This is a genomic window from Streptomyces sp. NPDC127098, from assembly GCF_042722465.1.
In the GTDB taxonomy this organism is placed as follows: Bacteria; Actinomycetota; Actinomycetes; order Streptomycetales; family Streptomycetaceae; genus Streptomyces; species Streptomyces millisiae.
Genome location: NZ_JBHXFJ010000015.1, coordinates 89,404 through 109,449, shown reverse-complemented (window position 1 = coordinate 109,449; position 20,046 = coordinate 89,404). Strand labels below are relative to the sequence as shown.

At 70.6% G+C, this 20,046-nt stretch carries 17 protein-coding genes; 9 read left to right on the top strand and 8 right to left on the bottom strand.

Annotation, left to right across the window (positions count from 1 at the left end):
* The first annotated feature begins 206 nt into the window (after nucleotides 1-206).
* Nucleotides 207-1,454 (top strand): sensor histidine kinase, encoded by a 1,248-nt coding sequence (locus ACFWI8_RS12770; protein WP_387089456.1) that lies wholly within the window; start codon nucleotides 207-209, stop codon nucleotides 1,452-1,454.
* Between the two features lie 251 nt (nucleotides 1,455-1,705).
* Here the strand turns inward: ACFWI8_RS12770 and ACFWI8_RS12765 are convergent, their stop codons facing one another.
* Complete coding sequence (locus ACFWI8_RS12765; RefSeq protein WP_387089453.1) at nucleotides 1,706-3,934, bottom strand: MMPL family transporter; 2,229 nt, start codon at nucleotides 3,932-3,934, stop codon at nucleotides 1,706-1,708.
* A 397-nt stretch (nucleotides 3,935-4,331) separates the two neighbouring features.
* Between ACFWI8_RS12765 and ACFWI8_RS12760 the strand changes: the two genes are divergently transcribed.
* Nucleotides 4,332-5,006 (top strand): response regulator, encoded by a 675-nt coding sequence (locus ACFWI8_RS12760; RefSeq protein ID WP_387089451.1) that lies wholly within the window; start codon nucleotides 4,332-4,334, stop codon nucleotides 5,004-5,006.
* Between the two features lie 56 nt (nucleotides 5,007-5,062).
* On the opposite strand, the gene ACFWI8_RS12755 is transcribed toward ACFWI8_RS12760, so the two are convergent.
* Nucleotides 5,063-6,124: a hypothetical protein gene (locus tag ACFWI8_RS12755; RefSeq protein ID WP_387089448.1), complete on the bottom strand. Its 1,062-nt coding sequence runs from the start codon at nucleotides 6,122-6,124 to the stop codon at nucleotides 5,063-5,065.
* A 733-nt stretch (nucleotides 6,125-6,857) separates the two neighbouring features.
* Between ACFWI8_RS12755 and ACFWI8_RS12750 the strand changes: the two genes are divergently transcribed.
* Nucleotides 6,858-7,436 (top strand): dihydrofolate reductase family protein, encoded by a 579-nt coding sequence (locus tag ACFWI8_RS12750; protein WP_387089445.1) that lies wholly within the window; start codon nucleotides 6,858-6,860, stop codon nucleotides 7,434-7,436.
* A gap of 213 nt (nucleotides 7,437-7,649) precedes the next feature.
* Here the strand turns inward: ACFWI8_RS12750 and ACFWI8_RS12745 are convergent, their stop codons facing one another.
* A complete protein-coding gene (locus ACFWI8_RS12745; RefSeq protein ID WP_387089442.1) occupies nucleotides 7,650-8,327 on the bottom strand; it encodes an SDR family NAD(P)-dependent oxidoreductase in 678 nt (225 codons plus the stop codon).
* A 179-nt stretch (nucleotides 8,328-8,506) separates the two neighbouring features.
* Between ACFWI8_RS12745 and ACFWI8_RS12740 the strand changes: the two genes are divergently transcribed.
* A complete protein-coding gene (locus tag ACFWI8_RS12740) occupies nucleotides 8,507-9,205 on the top strand; it encodes a TetR/AcrR family transcriptional regulator (protein ID WP_387089439.1) in 699 nt (232 codons plus the stop codon).
* 65 nt (nucleotides 9,206-9,270) lie between these two features.
* Nucleotides 9,271-9,600 carry a hypothetical protein gene (locus tag ACFWI8_RS12735; RefSeq protein WP_387089436.1) on the top strand — a complete coding sequence of 110 codons (330 nt, stop codon included), beginning with the start codon at nucleotides 9,271-9,273 and terminating at the stop codon, nucleotides 9,598-9,600.
* Nucleotides 9,601-9,653: 53 nt separating this feature from the next.
* Here the strand turns inward: ACFWI8_RS12735 and ACFWI8_RS12730 are convergent, their stop codons facing one another.
* The 4 genes from ACFWI8_RS12730 to ACFWI8_RS12715 all read right to left on the bottom strand — a co-directional run bounded on the left by ACFWI8_RS12730 (nucleotide 9,654) and on the right by ACFWI8_RS12715 (nucleotide 14,915).
* Nucleotides 9,654-10,511, bottom strand: a complete 858-nt coding sequence (locus tag ACFWI8_RS12730) for a carbohydrate ABC transporter permease (RefSeq protein ID WP_387089433.1) — start codon at nucleotides 10,509-10,511, stop codon at nucleotides 9,654-9,656.
* Complete coding sequence (locus ACFWI8_RS12725; RefSeq protein ID WP_387089430.1) at nucleotides 10,508-11,455, bottom strand: carbohydrate ABC transporter permease; 948 nt, start codon at nucleotides 11,453-11,455, stop codon at nucleotides 10,508-10,510. The genes ACFWI8_RS12730 and ACFWI8_RS12725 overlap by 4 nt, the downstream gene beginning before the upstream one ends.
* Nucleotides 11,442-12,791, bottom strand: a complete 1,350-nt coding sequence (locus tag ACFWI8_RS12720; protein ID WP_387089427.1) for an ABC transporter substrate-binding protein — start codon at nucleotides 12,789-12,791, stop codon at nucleotides 11,442-11,444. Before ACFWI8_RS12720 ends, ACFWI8_RS12725 begins: the two co-directional genes overlap by 14 nt.
* A gap of 78 nt (nucleotides 12,792-12,869) precedes the next feature.
* Complete coding sequence (locus ACFWI8_RS12715) at nucleotides 12,870-14,915, bottom strand: hypothetical protein (protein ID WP_387089424.1); 2,046 nt, start codon at nucleotides 14,913-14,915, stop codon at nucleotides 12,870-12,872.
* Nucleotides 14,916-15,130: 215 nt separating this feature from the next.
* On the opposite strand from ACFWI8_RS12715, the gene ACFWI8_RS12710 reads away from it, so the two are divergent.
* The 4 genes from ACFWI8_RS12710 to ACFWI8_RS12695 all read left to right on the top strand — a co-directional run bounded on the left by ACFWI8_RS12710 (nucleotide 15,131) and on the right by ACFWI8_RS12695 (nucleotide 18,381).
* Nucleotides 15,131-16,048: an NAD(P)-dependent oxidoreductase gene (locus tag ACFWI8_RS12710; RefSeq protein ID WP_387089421.1), complete on the top strand. Its 918-nt coding sequence runs from the start codon at nucleotides 15,131-15,133 to the stop codon at nucleotides 16,046-16,048.
* A gap of 21 nt (nucleotides 16,049-16,069) precedes the next feature.
* A complete protein-coding gene (locus ACFWI8_RS12705) occupies nucleotides 16,070-16,744 on the top strand; it encodes a GntR family transcriptional regulator (RefSeq protein ID WP_387089419.1) in 675 nt (224 codons plus the stop codon).
* Between the two features lie 121 nt (nucleotides 16,745-16,865).
* On the top strand, nucleotides 16,866-17,486 hold the full coding sequence (locus ACFWI8_RS12700) for an HAD family hydrolase (RefSeq protein ID WP_387089416.1): 621 nt from the start codon (nucleotides 16,866-16,868) through the stop codon (nucleotides 17,484-17,486).
* Between the two features lie 202 nt (nucleotides 17,487-17,688).
* Nucleotides 17,689-18,381 carry a lytic polysaccharide monooxygenase gene (locus ACFWI8_RS12695; protein WP_387089413.1) on the top strand — a complete coding sequence of 231 codons (693 nt, stop codon included), beginning with the start codon at nucleotides 17,689-17,691 and terminating at the stop codon, nucleotides 18,379-18,381.
* 314 nt (nucleotides 18,382-18,695) lie between these two features.
* On the opposite strand, the gene ACFWI8_RS12690 is transcribed toward ACFWI8_RS12695, so the two are convergent.
* Complete coding sequence (locus ACFWI8_RS12690) at nucleotides 18,696-19,616, bottom strand: GNAT family N-acetyltransferase (RefSeq protein ID WP_387089524.1); 921 nt, start codon at nucleotides 19,614-19,616, stop codon at nucleotides 18,696-18,698.
* Nucleotides 19,617-20,046: the final 430 nt, after the last annotated feature.

The following is a 20,046-nucleotide window of genomic DNA, read 5'->3' as shown; positions in this document are numbered from 1 at the left end:
TCCCGGTGTGCCTCCACCGAGTCGACCCGCCGGTGACCGGACGATGGCACTCGCCACCGGAGCGGCACTCGGTCGAGGACGCTGGTCGGTACGACCTTCGCGTACGACCAGAGATGTACTGCCCGCCCGCCCGCAGTCGGCGATGCACGCGGTGAACGCGACTGTGACGTGACGACCAGCCCTCTCGCCATAAGTAGCCTGCTGGTGTGTCCGGCATCATTCCAGCACCGCAGGTCCGGCGATTTCTCGCCAGGCGACCGCGACCCCTGGTCCTCCTCGACGTCGCGCTCGCCGCCCTGCTGTGCGTCGGTCTGCTCTGGGCCGACGCCCTCAGCGGCGCTCACCGCGCCGTCGACGGCGAGCTCGCGCTGCGGACCGTGGGCATCGCCTTCGCCGCTCTCGCCGTCGCCGCCCGCCGGCTCTGTCCGCGCTTGTCGTTCGCCGTGGCGTCGCTCTGTGCCTTCGTGGTCGCGGCGCTCGGCGGCGCACCGCAGGTCTCGGTCTGCGTCGCCCTCACCGCCTACACCCTCGCGGCGACGGCGGAATACGCGCTCTGGTGGGTTCGCCCCGGCGTCGCCAGCCTGCTGATGGCCACCGGGATCAGCATCGGGCGTGTCTCCTCGAGCTGGGTGGCCGTGCTCGCCGCCAACGTCGCGATCATCTGCCTGGGCTGGTTCGCCGGCCTCGCCGCCCGGGAACACCGGAACAGGATCATCGCCACCGCCGAGCAGGAGGCCGAACGCGAACGTCAGCACGCCGCCCGCATCCGCCAGGCCGCCATCGACGAGCGCCTGGTCATCGCCCGCGAACTGCACGACATCGTCGCGCACTCGATGAGCCTCATCGCGGTGCGCGCCGGCGTCGCGCGCATGGTCATGGACAGCGATCCGGCCCAGGTGGCGGAGACGCTCGGCATCGTCGAGACCACCACCCGCCAGGCCCTCCACGAGATGCGGCTGCTCGTGGAGGTACTGCGCCACGAGCACGCCGTCGACCCCGCGCTCACTCCCACCCCCGGGCTGGCCGACACGGCCGCGCTGGCCGACCAGATCCGCAGTGCCGGCGTCGACCTGCGCCTCGATGTCCGCGGTACGGCCCGCCCGCTCCCCGCCGCGGTGGACCTGTCGGCGTATCGCATCGCCCAGGAGGCCCTCACCAACGTCGTACGCCATGCCGGGCCGACCCGGGCCACCCTCCGCATCGAGTACCGCACCGAGGACGTGGTCATCGAGGTCACCGACAGCGGTCCCTCCGAGCCACACCGCCGGAAGGCCCCCGGGCTCCGTCCCGCCGCCGGGCGTGCCGCCTCGGCCGGTCACGGGCTGATCGGCATGCGCGAGCGAGCGGCCCTGTTCGACGGCCGCCTGCGCGCCGGCCCGCACGGCAAGGGTTTCCGGGTCCAGGCACTGCTGCGTACGGGGGGAATCCAGCCCTCCGACCGCCATGTCGACTGAGTCGACCTTCGCCCGAGTCTCCCTGGTGGCCGCCGCCGGGGCCACCGAGTATCAGACCCGCACGTGGCCGACGAGAGGGGACGACGATCCCGGGTGCCCGGTCAACCGCGTCGGACGGCCGGCGTCCCACCTCGTCGTCTCGTCGTCTCGTCGTCTCGTCGTCTCGTCGACCACGATCAGGCAGGCCGCGCCCCCGGTGCGCGGCCTGGCGGTAGGCCCGCGGCCGGGGGCGCGGCGGATGTGGGGCGGCGTCAGACGCCGTGCTTGTCGGTGAGGACCGGACGCTGGTCATCGGCCGGGGCCGAGGCGTGGGCCCGCCCGCTGGCGGCCAGCAGGTCCGAGGGTCCTTCGACCGAGACGTGGGGCAGGATGCGGTCGAGCCACCCGGGCAGATACCAGTTCCATTTCCCGAACAGCTGCATGGCCGCCGGTACGAGGATCGTGCGTACCACCAGGGCGTCGAGCAGGATGGCCACGGCCACGCCAAGACCGAACTCGGCGATGATGCGCATGCCCATGAACACGAAGGCCGTGAACACGCAGATCATGATGATCGCGACGGCGTTGATGAGCTGGCCTGTCGCGGCCTGGCCGCGCCGGACGGAGAGGTTGTTGTCCCCGGTGTGCAGCCATTCCTCGTGGATGCGGCTGACCAGGAACACCTCGTAGTCCATCGAAAGACCGAACAGGACGGCCAGCATCATCGGTGGCAGGAACGATTCCACCGGCCCGCCCGGGCCCGCGCCCAGGGCGGACGAGCCCCAGCCCCACTGGAAGACCGCGACCACGATGCCGAACCCGGCGCCGGCCGAGAGCAGGTTCATCACCGCCGCGGTGAGCGGGATGAGAATGCTGCGGAACGCGAGCATCAGCAGCAGGCATCCCAGGACGACGACGATGGTGACGAAGAGCGGCATCTTGCCGCTCAGCGCGGCCGCGAAGTCCTTGTGCACGGCGGTCTGCCCGCCGACGTGGACCTCGAGCCCGCCCTCCTCGTGATCGGGTATCACGCCGTCACGCAGCGTGTCGATGAGCTCCGACGTCTGCTCCGACTGCGGGGATTCCGTGGGAATGACCCGCATGGTCTGCACCGTCGCGCCTGGCGTGGCCGGCGGGGTCTGCACGGACGCCACCCCGGGAACGGTCTCGAGCTCCTGCGCCAGCTCGGTGAAGGCGGTCGCGGCCTCCGCGGTCGGGACCTCGGCCACGAGCATCAGCGGGCCGTTGTGGCCGGGGCCGAAGCCGTCGGCGAGCAGGTCGTAAGCCTGACGCGTGGTGGTGTCCTCCGGGTTGTTGCCGGCGTCGGAGGATCCAAGACGCATCGAGAAGAACGGGATCATCAGCACCACCATGAGCACGGTCGCCATGATCGTCAGCGGCACCGGCCGCTTCTGCACGTATCCGGCCCAGCGCTCCCATCCCTTGGAGATCTGAGCCTCCATCGGCCCTTCGTTCCTGAGCTGGGTGCGTTGGCGGCGGCTGAGCACCCGCATTCCGAACAGCGCGAACAGGGCGGGCAGCAGGGTCAAGGCGACCGCGACGGCGAACACCACCATGATCGCCGCCGACAGGCCGATCCCGGACAGGATGCTGAACCCGAGCATGAGGAGGCCGAGCATCGCGACCGCGACCGTACCGCCGGCGAAGATGACCGCCCGGCCGGAGGTGTTCATGGCCCCCACGGTCGCGTCCTCCGGGCTGAGCCCGGCCCGGATGCCGTTGCGGTAGCGGGCGACGACGAACAGCGCGTAGTCGGTGCCGACGCCGAGACCGATGAACGCGGCGATGATCGGGGCGGTGCTGGGGACGCTCATCGCGTGGGTGAGGAGGTCGATCGAGAGAATCGCGCTGCCCAGCGCGAGGACCGAGGCGATGAGCGGGATGGCCATCGCCACGAAGGACCCGAACGCGAACAGCATGACGATCGCCGCGGCCAGGAGGCCGATCAGTTCGCTACTCGATGTCGAGGGCCTGTCCAGCTCCCCCATCACCGCGCCGCCGAACTCCACCCGCAGGGTGTCGCTGCGCAGCTCCGAGCCCAGGTCCACGACCTGCTGGATGTTCTCCGTGTCGAGGCCCTGGCGCTCCTCGGTGAACGTGACCGTCGCGTAGGCGGTCCCACCGTCCTCGCTGACCTGCGCCGCCCCTTCCGGCGCGAACGGGCTGGTCACCCCGCCGACCTGGGGCACCTCGGCCACCCGGGCCAGCATCTGGTCCACCTCGGCCCGGACGGCCGGCTCAGTCACCTTGCCGCTGGTCGCGTCCAGCACGATGGTGCCCGAGTCGCCTGAGGTGCGCTCGAACTGTGACGACAGCAGCTCCCCGGCCGTGGTCGACTCGGTGCCGGGCAGGGAGTACTCCTCCGAGAAGGAGGCGCCACCCGCGGCGGTCACGCCGCCCGCCAGGATCGCGAGGAGCAGCAACCACCCGCCGACGACGATGAACCGGTGCCGGAAGCACCACCGCGCGATCCCGCTCATCGGCTCCCGCCAGGGAGCCCGGTCTGATGATTGTCGAAATGGTGCACAACTCTGCCTTCGTGACGTAGGTCGGGCTCAGCGCATTGCCGCGCTGGCTGGTCCGCGCAGCCTTGTCCCACGGACCTCTCCCGCGGCTCAAAGCCTGCCTCCGCGGAGGCCCCGGCGTCGTCAGGCCGCGGTCCGGTACCGGCGTCCGGCCAGGGGGGTACTGGCCGTCGGCATACAGTCCTGGATGTACGCGCGGGTGCGACCGTGACCCGACGGCCGCTCACCGCCGGGCGGACGCCCCGCGGGTCGGCGGGCACGGCCGGGCGTACGGCCTTGTATGTTGGCTACTCGCAGTGCGCTGACCACTGCCTGCGGTGCCCAGATCGACGTCCGCGTTCGGAGGCCGGCGATGACGATTCGGGTGGTCATAGCCGACGACCACATCCTCGTACGAGCCGGCTTCAGCGTGCTCGTGAACGCCGCGCCGGACATGGAGGTCGTCGCCGAGACCAGCACCGGCCGCGACACCGTGGCAGCCGGCCGCCGGCACCTTCCCGACATCATCCTGATGGACGTACGGATGCCTGACATGGACGGCATCGAGGCCACCCGGCAGCTACTCGGCGACCCGGCCACCGAGGCCATCCGGATCGTCATCCTCACCACCTTCGACCTTGACGAGTACGTGTTCGCCGCCCTCAAGGCCGGCGCCAGCGGCTTCCTCCTCAAGGACACCCCGCCCGAGACGCTGCTCGCGGGAATCCGCACCGTCGCCGCCGGCGACGCTCTCCTCGCGCCGAGCGTGACCCGGCGTCTCATTCGTGACTTCGTCAACCGCAACGCCCTCGGCTCCGGCGTCTCGTCCACCCTGCTCGACCCGCTCACGGAGCGCGAGAGAGAGGTCCTCGTCCACGTGGCCGCAGGACATTCGAACACCGACATCAGCGCCCAGCTCAACATCAGCGTTGCCACCGTCAAGACCCACGTCAGCCGCCTGTTCAGCAAGCTGCAGGCGAACGACCGCGCCCAGCTCGTCGTGATCGCCTACGAGACCGGCCTCGTCGAGCAGGCCCGGCGGCGATAGGCCGGCCGCGGGCGAGGGGCAGCGCGTTGCGTGCCGGTGGCGGCAGCAGACCGGTGTTACGGTCCGGCGCGGGAAAGCTTGATCGTACGGTCCACGATGAATCCGAGCGCGGACAGCGAATCGAGGTCGTCCAGGCTGTCCTGGAAGACCACCACGAACTGCTGCGCGGGATCCGAACTCTCGACCACCGCGCCCTCGGAAAGCACCGGGATTCCGGTCTTCAGCTTCTCGCGGCCGATCTTGGAGTCGAGCACCCCGAAATCCCGTGGCGGGAGGCCTGGCCGCCGGGTGAAGTCCAGATACGAGGGGTCGTCACCAACGCTCGCGGACGTGGCGAGGAGCGCGTGCATGAGGTTCGAACTGACGGGATCCACGAGGGTGCGGCGGACGATGTGCGCGTAGGGGTTCGCCATGTCGAAGCAGGTCGACGCCTGCGCGACCATACCGTCGTTCACGCTCGGGATGCGAACGGCGGTCAGCGCACCTGTGAAGGTTCCGGCCAACCAGATCCCCGTGGCGGCCGGCGGGAAGAAGAAGCCGCCGGCTTTGAGCGCTCCGTTGATCCAGCTGTAGCCGAGCGCCTGGATGACCGCGGACGCGGTGTCGTTCGCCCCTCTGACGATCATCCTGTTCAGGTTGTCCTGGAAGCCGGGCTGGAACGAACAGACCAGTGCGCCGAATACGGGAGCCGTGGCGAAGATCTGCTCGTACTTCGGCAACCGCTGCGCCCGGGTGAGGCCCGGTGCCGCGGCGATGGCTGGCACCGACGCGTCGATCACCGGATCGAACTCGCTCCGCAACCGCGTGAACAGCTCCCCCGGCGTCGTCACCTCTCCGGCCACCGCGTTGACGCTCCGCAGGAGTTCGAACGCCGCGTACAGCGCGCCGACCTTGGCCAGGCTGGCGGTGAAACAGCTGTCTCCGAACCGCAGCCCGGCGTGCCGGAAGTCCGGCCCGTCCGGCGTCTGGTCGACCGCCACGAAGGACATCGCCGCCCGGAAGGGGCGGGCCAGCCCGGGAAACTGCGTCAGTGCCTCGCTCACAGCGGTGTCGAGTGCCGTCTGCAGCACGGGGTCGTCACCCAGCAGCGTGGGGTACGGCGCGGGAAAAGGGTCCACCCGGTCAGCATCAGCCTCGCCGCCGCGGGCCGCGCGCGGATGGGGCCGGACGGGTGAGGCGGGGACAAGTCGACATCATGCCCGTGCCGCCTCGTTCAGTCATCGAGGCCACCTACGCTGCATCGCTCCTACGGATCGCCCTGGCCGCCATGTCGCCATGCCAGACCTCCTGACGAGCAAACGCGGTTCGCATCCGTGCGCCTTGACTGGGAGGATGACGGTCCCGCCGAGGTCGAGAGGCCATCCGGATGCACTCGCCCGCCGACTACCTCGAACTGGCACACGCCGCGAACGATGGTTCCGTCCTTCGCCAACTCGCGTGATGCCCATACCCGTTCGTCTGGCGTGCGATGGCCGCCAATCCCCTCCGTGAGCTTCTCCGCCGCGGCGTTGAGAACAGCCAACAGCACGGCGCGGTCGGCCTGTGGATGCCGAGCGAGGAGGTGGAGAAGCTCGTTGTCGCTCCACGCCGTGCTATGGGCCGCGCACAGTTCCAGGAGGACAAGGGCCGGGGTGTCCTTCCCGGCGCGTCCGCGCGGCTGCGTCGAGGGCTGGCCCATCGCCTGACCGCTCGGCCATGAGACGAGGAACAACCGATCCCCCACGCTCGCCGGCCGCCCGCACCGACCGAGAGGGGAGAGGCGTGAGCCGACCGTTGCGCCCAGGTGCGATGAGTTTCGTCATGGGTCCTCGTCTGTATCCACAACAGGCAACCGCACTAGAGGAGCGCATCATGACCGCTGTCTACACCTGGGACGTCTTCTCCACCCTCGACGGCTTCGGCTCCTACGGTCCCGACGGTGACTGGGGCGGCTACTGGGGAAAGCAGGGTCCTGAGTTCCTCGACAACCGCCTTGCCGTGATCAGCGAGGAGCAGCGGATGGTGCTGGGGGCCAACACCTTTCGGCAGTTCCTGGAGCTGCTGGGGCCGATCCCGGAGTCCGACCTCGACCCGGTGAACTCCCGGATGCGAAGCATGCCGACAACGGTGGTCTCGACGACGCTCGCAGGCCCCCTCGCATGGCCGAACGCGACCGTCGTGGCCGGCGACGCCGTCGATGTCGTCGCCCGGCTCAAGGAGGAGTCCGCGGTGCCGTTGCGCTCGCACGGCAGCCTGTCGCTCAACCGGGCGTTGATGGCCGCAGGTCTCGTCGACCGCGTCCAGGTGACGCTCTTCCCGGTGATCAGCGGTCAGACGGGGACCGACCCGATCTTCGAGGGGGCGGCCGACTTCGACCTCGAACTGATCGAGCACCGGACCTTCGACGGCCGGACCCAGGAGCTCGTCTACCGGCCCACCCCGCACCACTGAGCGCGTCCACGCACCACACCAGGTCCGGCAGCCGAACCTGCCCCGGAGGCTCTCCCGCGCCGACTGGACGAGGAGGTCCTCGTCGTCCGGGGTGAGAGGCGTGGGGCGGCCTCCCGCCCACTGAGGGTCCAGGCCCGGGGCCGGCTCTTCGATCGCGCCGCGGCGTGTTCGGCCGCGGCGCGATCAAGGGGTCGGTGGGAGAGCCGGCGGGGCTCAGCCCTTGAAGACGATCTCGGCCTGATCGCGCTTGGTGGTGTGCAGTTCCCAGTAGACGGGGGCGATGTCCTCGGGCTGGCTCACCGGCTGGCCGGGGATGACGGAGACGGCGATCGACACGTCGATGCCGATGTGGGCGGCCTGGACGCCGGTGCCGTCCAGTTCCTTGTGCAGGTTGACCGCCCAGTTGCGCAGGGCAGCCGCGGCGGCGTTGACGTTGCCGACCTGTGGCACGGGGTCGAGGGAGCCGGCGCCGGTGGTGTAGAGCAGGGTGCCCGTGCCGGCCTCGTGCATCGCCGGCAGCACCGCCCTGGTGGCGGTCATGGCTCCGTACAGCTGGAACTCGATCTCGTGCTGCACGTGGGCCGGGTCGCTCTCGGCCGGCGTGGTCAGAACGGTGGAGTCGAAGGTTCCCAGTGGGGAGTACTCCAGGACGTCGATGCCGCCGAAGCGGGTGGCGGCATCCCCGATGGCCTGGGTGAGGGCGTCGCGGTCGAGCACGTCCGCGGGGAACGCGGCGGCGTTGACACCCTCGGCGCCGAGCTTGCCGACGAGGTCGTCCAGCTTGGCGCGGTTGCGGGAGATCAGGGCGACATCCAGGCCCTGGGAGCCGAAGATGCGGGCGATGGCCAGACCCAGCTGGGGGCCGGCTCCGACGATGGCGATGCTGGTCACAGTGATCCTTTTCTGATTGCTCGTGGGGATCGGGAGCGTTCCTGTCGCTACTGAGCCGAGCCGTCGCACCCGAGACGGATAGGTCTATCCGTTTCAGAATCGGATAGGGCTATCCGATTCATGGCCGTCACGGTACCACTAAAAACGGATAGGGCAATCCGATTGCTAGGCTGACCGGTATGACCCCTGGTTCTCGACACCGCGACAGCTCTGCCTCCCCGCCGCGGCGCAGCGATGCCGAGCGCAACCGGGCGCGGATCATCGCCGCCGGGCGCAGGGTGTTGGGGCGTGACGGCCTGGATGCCTCGATGGCGTCCGTGGCCCGGGAGGCGGGGGTGGGGATCGCGACCATCCTGCGGCATTTCCCGGCCAAGGAGGACCTGGTCGCCGCGGTCTTCGCCGACCGCATGGACGCGTATGCCGACGCCGTCACCGACGCCCTCGACGACCCTGACCCCTGGCACGGGTTCGTCGGCTACATCGAGACGGCCTGCGCCATGCAGGCCGCGGACCAGGGCTTCGCCGACGTGCTGACCATGACCTTCCCCGGCGCCAAGGCCCTGGAGAAGCGCCGTGCCGAGGCGTACGAGGCCATGGTGCGGCTCATCGACCGAGCCAAGGCCACCGGCCGCCTGCGCGAGGACTTCGACCCCTCGGACCTCGTACTGATCCACATGGCCAACGCCGGAGTCGTCAACGCCACGGGACAGGCCGCCCCCGACGCCTGGCGCCGCGTCGTCGCCCTGTTCATCCAGTGCTTCGAGGCCCCCGCCCGCGGCCCGCTTCCCGCCTCGCCCGACCACGACGCCCTCTACCAGGCCATGCTCCGCGCCAGCCCGGCGGGCACCATCACGCCGGAGCCGGCCAGGGACAGCTGACCCGTCACCGGTCTCCGCACACCGGGACCGGACGGCATGTGCGCGGTGGCCGCGCGAACCCGGTCATGTGCCGTGCCGGAGTACTCCCCGGCCTCACACGCCGGGGCCCGGCCTCACCATGCCCCACCCCCTCCGAGTCGACGGCGGAGAACCCACAGCCGCACCTCGAGTACGTCTTCTACGGCGGCGGCTCGGTGGACCCCGTCCCGATGCTGGGCAACGTCAACCCGGCCGGCGCCGCCCCGCGCGACTGGGCCATCAACCTGAACAAGGAGCTCGCCGACAGCGGCGTCCACGCCGCCCACGTAGCGATCAACGTCTGGATCGGCGACGGGGCCTGCCCATGCGGCCCGACGAGCCGGGAACCCCGCTGTCGTCTCCGGCCGCGTCCTTGACGGCCACGGCCCGAGACCACCCGAGCACTCGCACGGATGCCGGGAGCGCGACCTCACTTCAGGCCGGTGTTGACGATGCCCTGGACGAACTGGCGCTGGCAGAGCAGGAAGATGACCAGCACCGGCAGGGTGGTGAGGGTGGCCATGGCCATGATGGGGCCCCAGGGGGCGGCGAAGGACTCGCTGCCCTGGAGGCCGGCCAGGCCGACCGGCAGGGTGAGGTTGTCCTCGCCCTGGAGGACGATGAGCGGCCACAGGAACTCGTTCCACCGGGCCATGAAGGCCAGCACGGTGAGCACGCCGATCAGCGGACCGCTCAGCGGCAGCACCACCCGCAGGAAGATCCGCAGTTCGCCGGCGCCGTCGATGCGCGCCGCCTCCAGCAGCTCGGTGGGGATGTTGAGCATGAACTGGCGGGCGATGAAGACCGCCGTGGCCTCGGCCGCGCCCGGCAGGATCACGCCCCAGACGGTGTCGACCAGGCCGAGCTTCACGATGACCAGGAACGACGGCACCAGGGTGACCTGGATCGGCACCATGATGGTGAGCAGGTAGGCGAAGAAGATCGCGGTGCGGCCCCGGAAGCGGTACTTGGCGAAGGCGAAGCCGGCCAGCAGGCTGACGACGACGGTCAGCACGGTGCCCACGGTGGCGATGAGCAGCGAGTTGACGATCCAGTGCCCCACCGGCAGGTCGCGGAAGACGGCGGTGTAGTTGTCGAGGCCGATGTCGGCGGGCCAGAGCCGGAAGTCCTGGCTCTGGGTGAGGGTGCCGCCGGTGAGCGAGGTGGCGACCATCCAGTAGAGCGGGAAGGCAGTGATCAGGGCCGCGATGACGAGCAGGGTCCAGATCGCCCAGGTGCCGCCGTTGCGGCCCCGGTGGTGGCGTGCGGGAGAGGGTGCTGTGCTCATCGGTTGTCCTCGTCGTTCCTGCCGAGGTACCACCGCAGCAGGGTGAAGGTGATCAGCAGGAGGGTGGAGACCACGCCGAGCGCGCTGGCGTAGCCCATCTCGCCGTTGGCGAACGCGGACCGGTAGATGTACTGGATCAGCACGGTGGTGGCGAAGCCCGGGCCGCCGCCGGTCAGCACGTACAGCAGGTCGAACGCCTGGAGCGAGAAGACGACGTTGACCACGAGCAGGAAGAAGGTGGTCGGCGAGAGTTGGGGCACGACGACGTGCCGGAACCGCTGCCAGGCGCCGGCGCCGTCCAGGCTCGCCGCCTCCAGCAGGTTGTGCGGGATGGACTGGAGCGCCGCGAGGTAGAGCACCATGCAGAAGCCGACCCGGGTCCACAGCACCGCGAGCACCACCGTGACCATGCCCGTGTCCGGCGAGGTCAGCCACTCCCCGCGGGGCAGCCCCGCGGCGGCCAGCACGTTGTTGAGCACCCCGTAGTCGCCGTTGAAGATCCAGGCCATCACCATGCCGACGCCGACGCCCGAGACGACCATCGGGGTGAAGAACACGGTGCGCAGCAGCGCGCGGCCCGGCATGGGCCGGTTCAGCATGAGGGCGAGCAGCAGGCCGATGACCATCGAGAGCGGGACGGTGGCGGCGGTGAAGACCAGGGTGTTCCGCAGCGCGGTCCAGAACAGCGGGTCGTCGACCATCCGCTGGTAGTTGTCGCCGCCGACGTACTCGGTCTGGCCGAGCACCGCGCCCTGCTGGGTGCTCATCAGCACGGCGGCGACGATGGGGAAGAGCGAGAAGACGCCGAACAGCAGCAGGCTCGGGGTCAGGAAGAGGTAGGGGGCGCGGGTGCCGGTGGGGCCTGGGCGCCGCCCGGTTCGCGGGGCGGGCCCGGTCGCCGCCGGCGCAGGCCGCGAGGGGGTGACGGTCTCAGTTCCGGACATTGCGCAGTCCCTCCGCGATGGCGTCCGCGGTCTCCCTGGCGCTCGCCGAGCCGATGAACATCAGGTCGAGGAAGTCGCCGAGCAGTTGCCGGATCGCCTGGTAGTCGGGGCCGGCCTGCTCCCTGGCCATCTGGGGCGGAACGGTGGACAGTTGGTCGATGAAGCGCTGCACGAGGTCGGGCCGGTAGGCGTAGCCGACGTCCCTCGCGGTGACGCCCGTGTAGGGGGCGATGGCGCCCGACTCCCGGACCCGGGCCAGGATGCGCTCGGGCGCGCTCGCGAAGGCCAGGAACTCGGCGGCGAGTTCGGGGTTGCGCGAGCTGCGGGTGACGACGTTGACGCTGCCGCTGAGGTTGGTGGCGGCGCCCCGCTCGCGGAAGAGGTGGTCGACCGACCAGTCCTCGTCGGGTATGACGTCCTTCAGGCTGCGGAACTGCGACTCGTGGATCATCAGCCCCACCTGGCCGGTGGTGAAGAGCGAGAAGGCGGTGTCCTCCTGGCTCGCCTTGACGGTGTTGCTCGCCGGGATCAGCTCGTCGGCGTAGAGCCGGCGGGTCCACTCCAGGGCGTCGATGCCCTCGGGGTCGCCGATGGCGGGTGTCCTGCCGTCCTCGCGGAAGAGCGAGCCGCCGAACATGTACAGGACGGGCAGCCAGCGGTTGCCCGAGCTCTCGTTGATGTAGCCCCAGGAGAGGCCGTAGGCGCCGGTGACCCGCTTGGCCTCGACGGCGATCTCGCGGATCTCCTCGGCGGTCCAGGCGCGTTCCAGGTCGTTCCTTGGCTCGACGCCGATCCGCCGGAGGATGTCGGTGCGGTAGTAGGTGGCGGCGCAGTTGGTCTCGTGGGGGATGCCGAAGACGCCGCCGTCCTTCTCGACGAGGGCGCGCAGCGAGGGTTGGTAGTGGTCGAGGAAGCCGTCCGGCAGCTGGTCGCGGATGTCGACGGTGCCGCCGTTGGTGGTGTAGCGGCCCACCGCGGAGACGCCCATGTTGACGATGTCCGGGGCGCGGTCCGCGGCGAGCCGGGTGACCAGCCAGGCGTTGAGGTCGCCGTTGGGGGCGGGGGTGAGCTCGATCGTCACCCCCGGGTTGCGGTCCATGAACTCCTGTGCGGCGCGCTGGAAGTGGGGCCCGCCGACGGGGTCGAGCCCGATGGCCCAGGTGATGTGGTCGCGGTCGCCGCCGCCGGCCGAGCAGCCGGCGCCGAGCAGCGCGGCGGTGGCGCCGCCGGCCGCGGCGCGGAGCAGGCCGCGCCGGGTGGGCCCGGCGCGTCCGGTTCTGGAGGGCGGGCGGGTCGCGCGCGCCGGTGGCGCGGTCGAGCCGTGGACGGGGACCATGCGGGGGCCTCCTCGTTGAAGCTGATGGTCGGGTGCGGCGGCGAGGGCCGCCGACGGTGGCAGCGGTGGGCGGGTGGGTCACGCCAACACGATGGCTTCGAAGAGCCCGAGTTCCGGCAGGGTCAGCACCTGCTCCCCGCCCTCCTCGGTGAGGGCGGCGTCGGCCCCGGCCACCAGCGCGGTGGCGGTGCGGTAGGCGGGGCCGCCCGGGAAGTGGACGCGGGCGCCGTGCACGGTGACCGGGGCGCGGAATCGGCGGTCGGACTGGCCCGTGTAGTTGATGAGTTGGAGCAGGGTTCGGCCGTCGCCGGTGGCCGAGAGGATCAGTTCCACGGCCTCCGGCAGCCCCGTGGTGCGCAGCGGCACGGCGTCGGGCGTGGTCTCCCTGACGGTGTCGGCGATCAGGGCCGCGAAGCGGGAGAGGCCGAAGTCGACGTGGCCGCGGCCGACCGGCCAGGGGAAGTAGACGGTGTGTCCGGCGCCGTGGGTGTGGTGGACGACGCCGACGTGGTCCAGCGGGATGTGGCCGTAGCACTTCTCGGGCGGCCCGTAGGGGGCCTGGGACAGCAGGCGGAGGCGGCCGGTGGCGCCGGGCCTGAGTCGGGTGTGGCGGAACTGGTCGTGCAGGGGGTAGACCACGCGCCCGGAGGTCAGGTCCGCGGTGTCGGTGCCGTCGGCTAGGTAGCAGCCGAACATGCGCTCCGTCCCCTGCCGCACGCCGGTCACGGCCTCGACGCCGAGGCAGGTGAGTCCGGTCTGGTCCCCGCCGGCCGGGGCCACGTCGCCGGTGGCGACGACGGTCCCGCCGGCGGCGGCGAAGGCGTCCACGAGCGTCCGCACGCCCGGCTCGCGCAGGGGGGTTTCCGGGAGCATCAACACCCGGTAGCGGGCCGCGCGCTCCGGGGTGCCGAGCAGGCCGGGCAGCGCCTCCTCGGCGACCACGTCGAAGGGAACGTGCTCGCCCAGCAGCGCGAGGTAGCAGCCCCGGTACTCGCGCTCGGCCGGCGAGTCCCAGCCGTCGTCGTGCCAGCCGTGGAAGGCCGGCTTGACGAGGGCGACCGCCGCGCGCGAGGTCAGCCCGGCGTAGAGCTCCGCGTGGTCGCGGTGGAAGCGGGCGAACCGACTGCCCTCCGCCGCCGCGGCGTTGACCAGCCGTCCTGGCTCGCCCATCAGGTAGGTGGAGGGGTTGGCGCCGCGCGCGACGGCCTGCGCCTGGTAGAGGGCGTAGTGCTCGGGCTGCTCGGACGCCAGCCGGTAGGGCATGTCGACGAAGGCGGCGGCGTTGACCACGACCGGCTTGTCGGGGTGGATGCTGCGCCAGCGGCTGACGGCCTCGCCCGTGCCGTGTATCCAGAGCGGGAGTTGGCGGCCAAGGGCGTTGTTGGCCTCGAAGAAGAGGATGTCGGCGTTGTTGCCGAGGATGAGCGCCACGTTCTCGTCGCGGGCCCTGAGGTGGCCGTGGATGCGGGTGGTCAGCCGGTCGATGACGCCGGCGGCGAACGCCTTCCAGGTGGCGTAGTCGGGGGAGTCGGGACCGGTGGGCAGCTCGCGTCCCGGGGCGTACTCGGCGAAGCCGCCGGCGCAGGCGGTGCAGTGGCAGACGCCGTGGTAGACGCGGCTGTAGTCGGCCTCGTTGAAGGAGAGCCAGTTGAGGAAGAAGCCGTCGAGCGGGTAGCGGTCGAGGAGTTCGTCGATGATGTCGAGCGAGCGCTGCTGGTAGTAGTCGCCGCTGGGGCAGACGCTGACCAGCCCCTGGTACTCCTGCCAGTGCCCTCGTGGGCCGACGAAACACCACTCGGGGTGCTGTTCCGCGATCTCGCGCTGGACCTTGGAGAAGTCGAGCCGCCCGATCAGCCGGACGCCCCGGTCGTGCGCCGCCGCCACCGCCTCGCCGAGCAGGTCGTGCCCGGGGCGGTCGGCGAGGTGGGGGTTGCGGCGCTGCTCGGGGCGGTCGGTGGGGTGGAACGCCAGGATGCCGCCGGCGTTGAGCAGCCAGACGTCGGCTCCGTGTTCCTCGATGCGGTCCAGGGTGGCGGCGACGTCGAGTCCGGCGTCGATCTCGGCGAGATTGGTCTGGTACATGCGGAAGGGTTGATTCCACCAGGCCGTCAGGTGCGTGGACACCGCGCTCCTCGTACTCGGTTGGGTTGTCTCTCGGTTGGGCTGAGCCTCGGTCGGGGTGCGTCGGCGGGAACGTATGCACGGCAGGATTGTCAGTCAAGTGTTCTGGACATATCCGCTGGCAGAAATACTGGTCATGTCAGTGAGGTTGCCCGACCATCCTTCGGATGGCAGGCTGTGCCGCGCCCAACCCCACGGTCAGAAAGGCTGGTTCACCCATGGAACGGGTCGGAGTCATCGGTCTTGGTGTGATGGGCGGCCCCATGGCCGCCAACCTGGTGCGCGCCGGCTTCGAGGTCACCGGCTTCAACCGCTCCCCCGCCGCCGTAGACCGCCTGGTGGCGGCCGGCGGCCGGGCCGGGGCGAGCGTGGCCGAGGTGGTCGAGCGGTCCACCGTCGTGCTCACCGTGCTGCCCGACTCCCCCGACGTGGAGCGGGTGGTGCTCGGCGAGGACGGCGTGCTGGCCCACGCCGCCGAGGGACTGCTGTTGGTCGACTGCTCGACCGTCCGCCCCGGCACCTCCACCACCGTCGCCGCGGCGGCCCGCGACCGCGGCGTCCGCACGCTGGACGCCCCGGTGAGCGGCGGGGAGACCGGCGCCGTCAACGCGACGCTGTCGATCATGGTCGGCGGCGAGGCCGAGGACGTGACCCGGGCCCGACCCGTGCTCCAGGCCCTGGGCACCACCGTCGTCCACGTCGGCGGACACGGCGCCGGGCAGACCGTCAAGGCCGCCAACCAGCTGCTGGTGGGCGGGATCTCGGGGCTGCTCTCCGAGGCGATCGTGCTGATCGAGCGCAGCGGCATCGCCCCCGCGCCCGCCCTCTCGGTGCTCGCCGGCGGCCTGGCCGGCAACCGGTTCCTCGACCTGAAGTCCGAGGGCATGCTCCGCCGGGACTTCGCCCCCGGCTTCCGCTCCGAACTGCACCTCAAGGACCTCGGGATCGCGCTGGCCGCGGCCCGGGAGGCGGGCGTCGCGCTGCCGATGACCGGTCTTGTCGCCCAACTCTTCGCCGCCCTGGTCGCCCAGGGTCGCGGCGGTCAGGACCACTCGGCGATGCTGGCGCTGGTCGAGGGGCTGAGCGGCGGCCCGACCGGCGCCGAGCGCGGACGACGAGAAACGACTGCCCAGTAAACCTGTGCGACAATGTGACCCATGTCTGACCACGCGGAGCGCTTCGTCCTCAAGCCCGCGTCGTTGACGGACGCCCTCTTCGACTCCCTGCGCAAGCGCATCGTCAACGGCCAGATCGCGCCCGGCGAGAAGCTGACCGAGGCCCGGGTCGCCACCGAGTACTCCGTCGCCCGCCCGACGGCCAAGGCCTGCCTGGAACGGCTGATCGCCCGTGGGCTGTTGCGCAGGTCGGCGCACAAGTCGGCGGTCGTCCCCGAACTGACCGCCAAGGAGATCCTGGACCTCTTCCTCGGCCGGGAGGCGGTGGAGAGCTTCGCCGTGACCACGCTCGCCGCCCGTGGCGCGCCCGTCCCACCGGACGCGGTGGAGTCGCAGCGGCTCATCGAACGCGCGGTCCGCGACCTGGACTTCCCCGCCCAGGTCGAGTCCGACATCCTGTTCCACTCGGCGCTGGTCGCGGCGACCGGAAGCACCTACCTGGCCAAGATGCACGACCTCATCATGGGCGAGGTCCAGCTCACGATGGGACAGGCGCAGGCCCACAAGGCCACCCACCCCAGCAACATCGAGCGCGAGCACGCCGCGATCCTTGCCGGCATCGAGTCCGGCGACCCGGAGGCGGCACACGAGGCCCTGCTGTTCCACCTGCACGCCGCGCGCGACCGCCTGGTCGCCAACGTCACCGTCTCGAAGTAGCGAAGCGAACTCCGCCAGGCGCGGCGTGACGCTCCAGGCCGCTGGTGTCGCTCCCGCGTGCTGCCGTGTTCGGTGTTGCGCCTGCCCCAGGTGGGAACATCCCGGTATGACGATCTCCGCTGTGCTCTTCGACGTGGACGGAGTCCTGCTGGACTCGGCGGCAGCTCACCGAAGAGTCTGGAACTCCTGGTCGCTGGCGCGAGGTCTGGACCCCGAGAAGGTGTGGCAGCTCACCTTCGGGCGGCGCCCCGAGGACACCGTCAAGGACGCAGCCGCACATCTGGACCCGGTCGTCGAGCGGCAGGTACTGGACGGGCTGCTGGCCCGGGAACGGGACAGCGTCCTGCCGGTCGACGGCGCTGCCGATCTGCTGAAGGCGTTGTCCGACAGCCCGTGGGCGATCGTGACCTCCGGCGACCGGGCCTTCGTCGAATCCCGTTTCGCAGCGGCGGGACTCCCCCTTCCCACCGTGCGGGTCTATGGCAGCGATGTGGAACACGCCAAGCCCGCGCCGGACTGCTTCGCCCTGGCCGCGTCCCGGCTTGGCGTCGACGCCTCGGCGTGTCTCGTGGTGGAGGATGCCCCCGCCGGCATCTGCGCGGCGGTGACGGCCGGCTGCGCGGTGATCGGCCTGACGACAACCCACCGGGAGGAATCACTCCGACAGGCACACATGTGGGCCGCGTCCCTGACAGAGGTGCGAAACCTGCTGATCACGCACGGACTTCTCGCAGGGCCCTGAGCCGGCGGCGGGCGGCTACGCGTCCGACACGGGCGCCCTTCCGGCGCTCGGACGGCCATCAAGACAGAAACTCTCTCTGCTTTTTGACGGAAAGTTGCTCACGAAAGTCCTCGACAGTCGTAGTGCCCCGCACTAACCTCGCCGAAGCGGAGGGCTGAGACACCTAGCCGCATGTCATGGACATGCAATGAGGAGAGCCGTCATGTCATCCCCTCGACACCAGCGAACCGAGGCGCGGGCCTGGACCCCCCGCGCCCTCCTGGCCGCCGTGGTAACGGCAGCCCTGGCCGTGGCCATGGTGGTCGCCAGCCCCTGGTCGACCCCGACCGCCTCCGCCCACGGGTCGGTCCAGGACCCCGTCTCCCGCGTGTACGGCTGCATGCTGCGCTGGGAGTACACCTGGAACGACCCGGCCGTGGGAGAGCAGGACCCCATGTGCTACCGGGCGTGGCAGGAGAACCCCAATGCCATGTGGGGCTGGCCCGGCCTGTACCGCGAGGGCACCGGCGGTGACTTCCAGGCGCACATCCCCGACAACCAGCTGTGCAGCGCCGGCCACACCTACGACGCCGAGTTCGCGGCCATGGACACCCCGGGTCCCTGGTGGACCACCGAGCTCGACAACGACTTCACCGTCGACGTCTACGACCTGGCCAGGCACGGCGCCGACTACCTGCAGGTCTACGTCACCAGGCAGGGCTACGACGCCGAGACCGACGCCCTGGACTGGGGCGACCTGGAGAGGGTCGCCGAGACCGGCCGCTACGGGCCGGCCGAGCACTACACGGTCGACGTCAGCGCGCCCGGCCGCACCGGCCACCACGTCGTCTACACGATCTGGAAGGCATCCCACGCCGACCAGATCTACTTCATGTGCAGCGACGTGACCTTCTGACCCGCTCCCCCCGCGGCCCCGCCGAGCGACCGGCGTCTTCCCGCCTCGCCGGCGGGGGCCCCATCCCACCGTGCGCGGGGCCGACTTCCGGGTGACAGCCATGAGCGCACAGCTGTAAGTCGGCGCGCCCCCGCTCGCGGGAGAGATTAGGTACCGGCCGACCACCCCTCAGGGGGCCGGCCGATGCCCTGCCCGGGGGCCCGGGGCTGACCAGGTTGCCCGGGTTGGTCAACCGCCCCCGACCTGCGGTTGACCAACCCGCATGGTGGGGCCGCGGTTGGCTCCCCAAGCACGACCGGGGGGTCGAGCAGTTGTCAGGGCGGGGTGAGGCGATGGCGGTGATGGAGGATCGGGTAACCGGCGCGTGTGAAAGCAGCCGCCATCGGGCGGTTTTCCACGTCCGTCGAGGCCGCGATCCGTTCGGCGCCCTCGGTGACCAGCTGGTGGGTGCCCTCAACCAGCAGGTCGTACCCGTAGCCGCAGCCCCGTTGTTCCGGGACGACACCGATCGTGCCGATCACGGGCATGCCCTGGTTGATGACGGGGGCGTGGAAGCCGACCGGCTGACCGTCAGACGTGTACGCCAGCCGCCACCAGTCACGCGGTGAGGCACACCAGCGGAGGTGGTCCAACTCCTCCTGGGCCGCCAGTGCCACACCTCCCGTCGCAACGGACCGCGAGGTGTGGCCGTCCAGCGAGTCCTCGTGCACGCGGCGCAGCATCGCCAGGACCGCCGCGTCGTCCGGTTCCGGGCGGAAGGTGAGCCGCCCCGGTCGTTCGGGCAGTCCGCACTCGGGGGTCCACAGATAGTGGTACCGCTCCACCGGCGTGTGGTAGCCCGCTTCTTGTGCCGCGTCGAGGCGCGCCCGGGCAGCTGCCCGCACGGTGGGATCCCCTCGCCAGTCCGGCGGCAGGAGGAGTTCGTAGTCGGCACGGTGGGGAATGGTCCGCAAGAGCTCCACAGCCGCCGTGCGGTCGGTGAAGTCGAACCATTCCAGAACCCGGGGCACTTCGTCGTCCGGCCCGCCCCAGAAGGCCGCGCGGGCGACCACCTGGCCGTCCCGCACAGCGACCCAGCTCCATTCAGGCCGGTACTCGCCGCCACGCGCCACGGTCTCATAGGTGTTCATCGGCGGATCGAGAATCGCGCGCCCGACGAGGCCGGGATCGGTCAGTGAGAAGAAGAGGGAGCGCGCATCGTCTTCGACGAGGGCGCGTATGACGAGACTCATCAGGCAGAGTCCTTCCCGCAGGGCTGGCCGCGCCTTCCGGGTCAGTCCCCGAAGCGCCCCCCGAAGGGGCGGAGACGCGGCGAAAGATCGATTGACACCAGACGCCTCCTCTCGTCAACTCGTGTCGTCGGCAATGGAGTTACTCGGGCACTCTAGCCGTGACGTGCCGCCCGGTCATGTCGATTTCCTCTGCACGCGTCATCGCGGCGAACACCGGCCGCGCTCGACGAAGCGCGGTGGGCGGCGGCCGTCGTGCCGCCCATCTCCCCACCCTCCGCCTGGCCGCCGACCTGGACGAAGCTCCCCTTCAAGGAGGACGGCGTCGTGTACGGACTCCACGAACTGCCGGTGACCTGATAGCGGCCGAGGAGGCCCGAGGAGCTCGGACCGACAGCCAGAACGACGACACGAACGAGGGCACGGCCGAAGAGCC

Bases quoted from the DNA above. Each gene is read 5' to 3' on its own strand.
- ACFWI8_RS12720 (WP_387089427.1), bottom strand. From the start codon at position 12,791: ATGGTCCCCGTCCACGGCTCGACCGCGCCACCGGCGCGCGCGACCCGC.
- ACFWI8_RS12730 (WP_387089433.1), bottom strand. From the start codon at position 10,511: ATGAGCACAGCACCCTCTCCCGCACGCCACCACCGGGGCCGCAACGGC.
- ACFWI8_RS12705 (WP_387089419.1), top strand. From the start codon at position 16,070: ATGTCTGACCACGCGGAGCGCTTCGTCCTCAAGCCCGCGTCGTTGACG.
- ACFWI8_RS12695 (WP_387089413.1), top strand. From the start codon at position 17,689: ATGTCATCCCCTCGACACCAGCGAACCGAGGCGCGGGCCTGGACCCCC.
- ACFWI8_RS12735 (WP_387089436.1), top strand. From the start codon at position 9,271: ATGTGCCGTGCCGGAGTACTCCCCGGCCTCACACGCCGGGGCCCGGCC.
- ACFWI8_RS12725 (WP_387089430.1), bottom strand. From the start codon at position 11,455: ATGTCCGGAACTGAGACCGTCACCCCCTCGCGGCCTGCGCCGGCGGCG.
- ACFWI8_RS12765 (WP_387089453.1), bottom strand. From the start codon at position 3,934: ATGAGCGGGATCGCGCGGTGGTGCTTCCGGCACCGGTTCATCGTCGTC.
- ACFWI8_RS12750 (WP_387089445.1), top strand. From the start codon at position 6,858: ATGACCGCTGTCTACACCTGGGACGTCTTCTCCACCCTCGACGGCTTC.
- ACFWI8_RS12760 (WP_387089451.1), top strand. From the start codon at position 4,332: ATGACGATTCGGGTGGTCATAGCCGACGACCACATCCTCGTACGAGCC.
- ACFWI8_RS12740 (WP_387089439.1), top strand. From the start codon at position 8,507: ATGACCCCTGGTTCTCGACACCGCGACAGCTCTGCCTCCCCGCCGCGG.
- ACFWI8_RS12710 (WP_387089421.1), top strand. From the start codon at position 15,131: ATGGAACGGGTCGGAGTCATCGGTCTTGGTGTGATGGGCGGCCCCATG.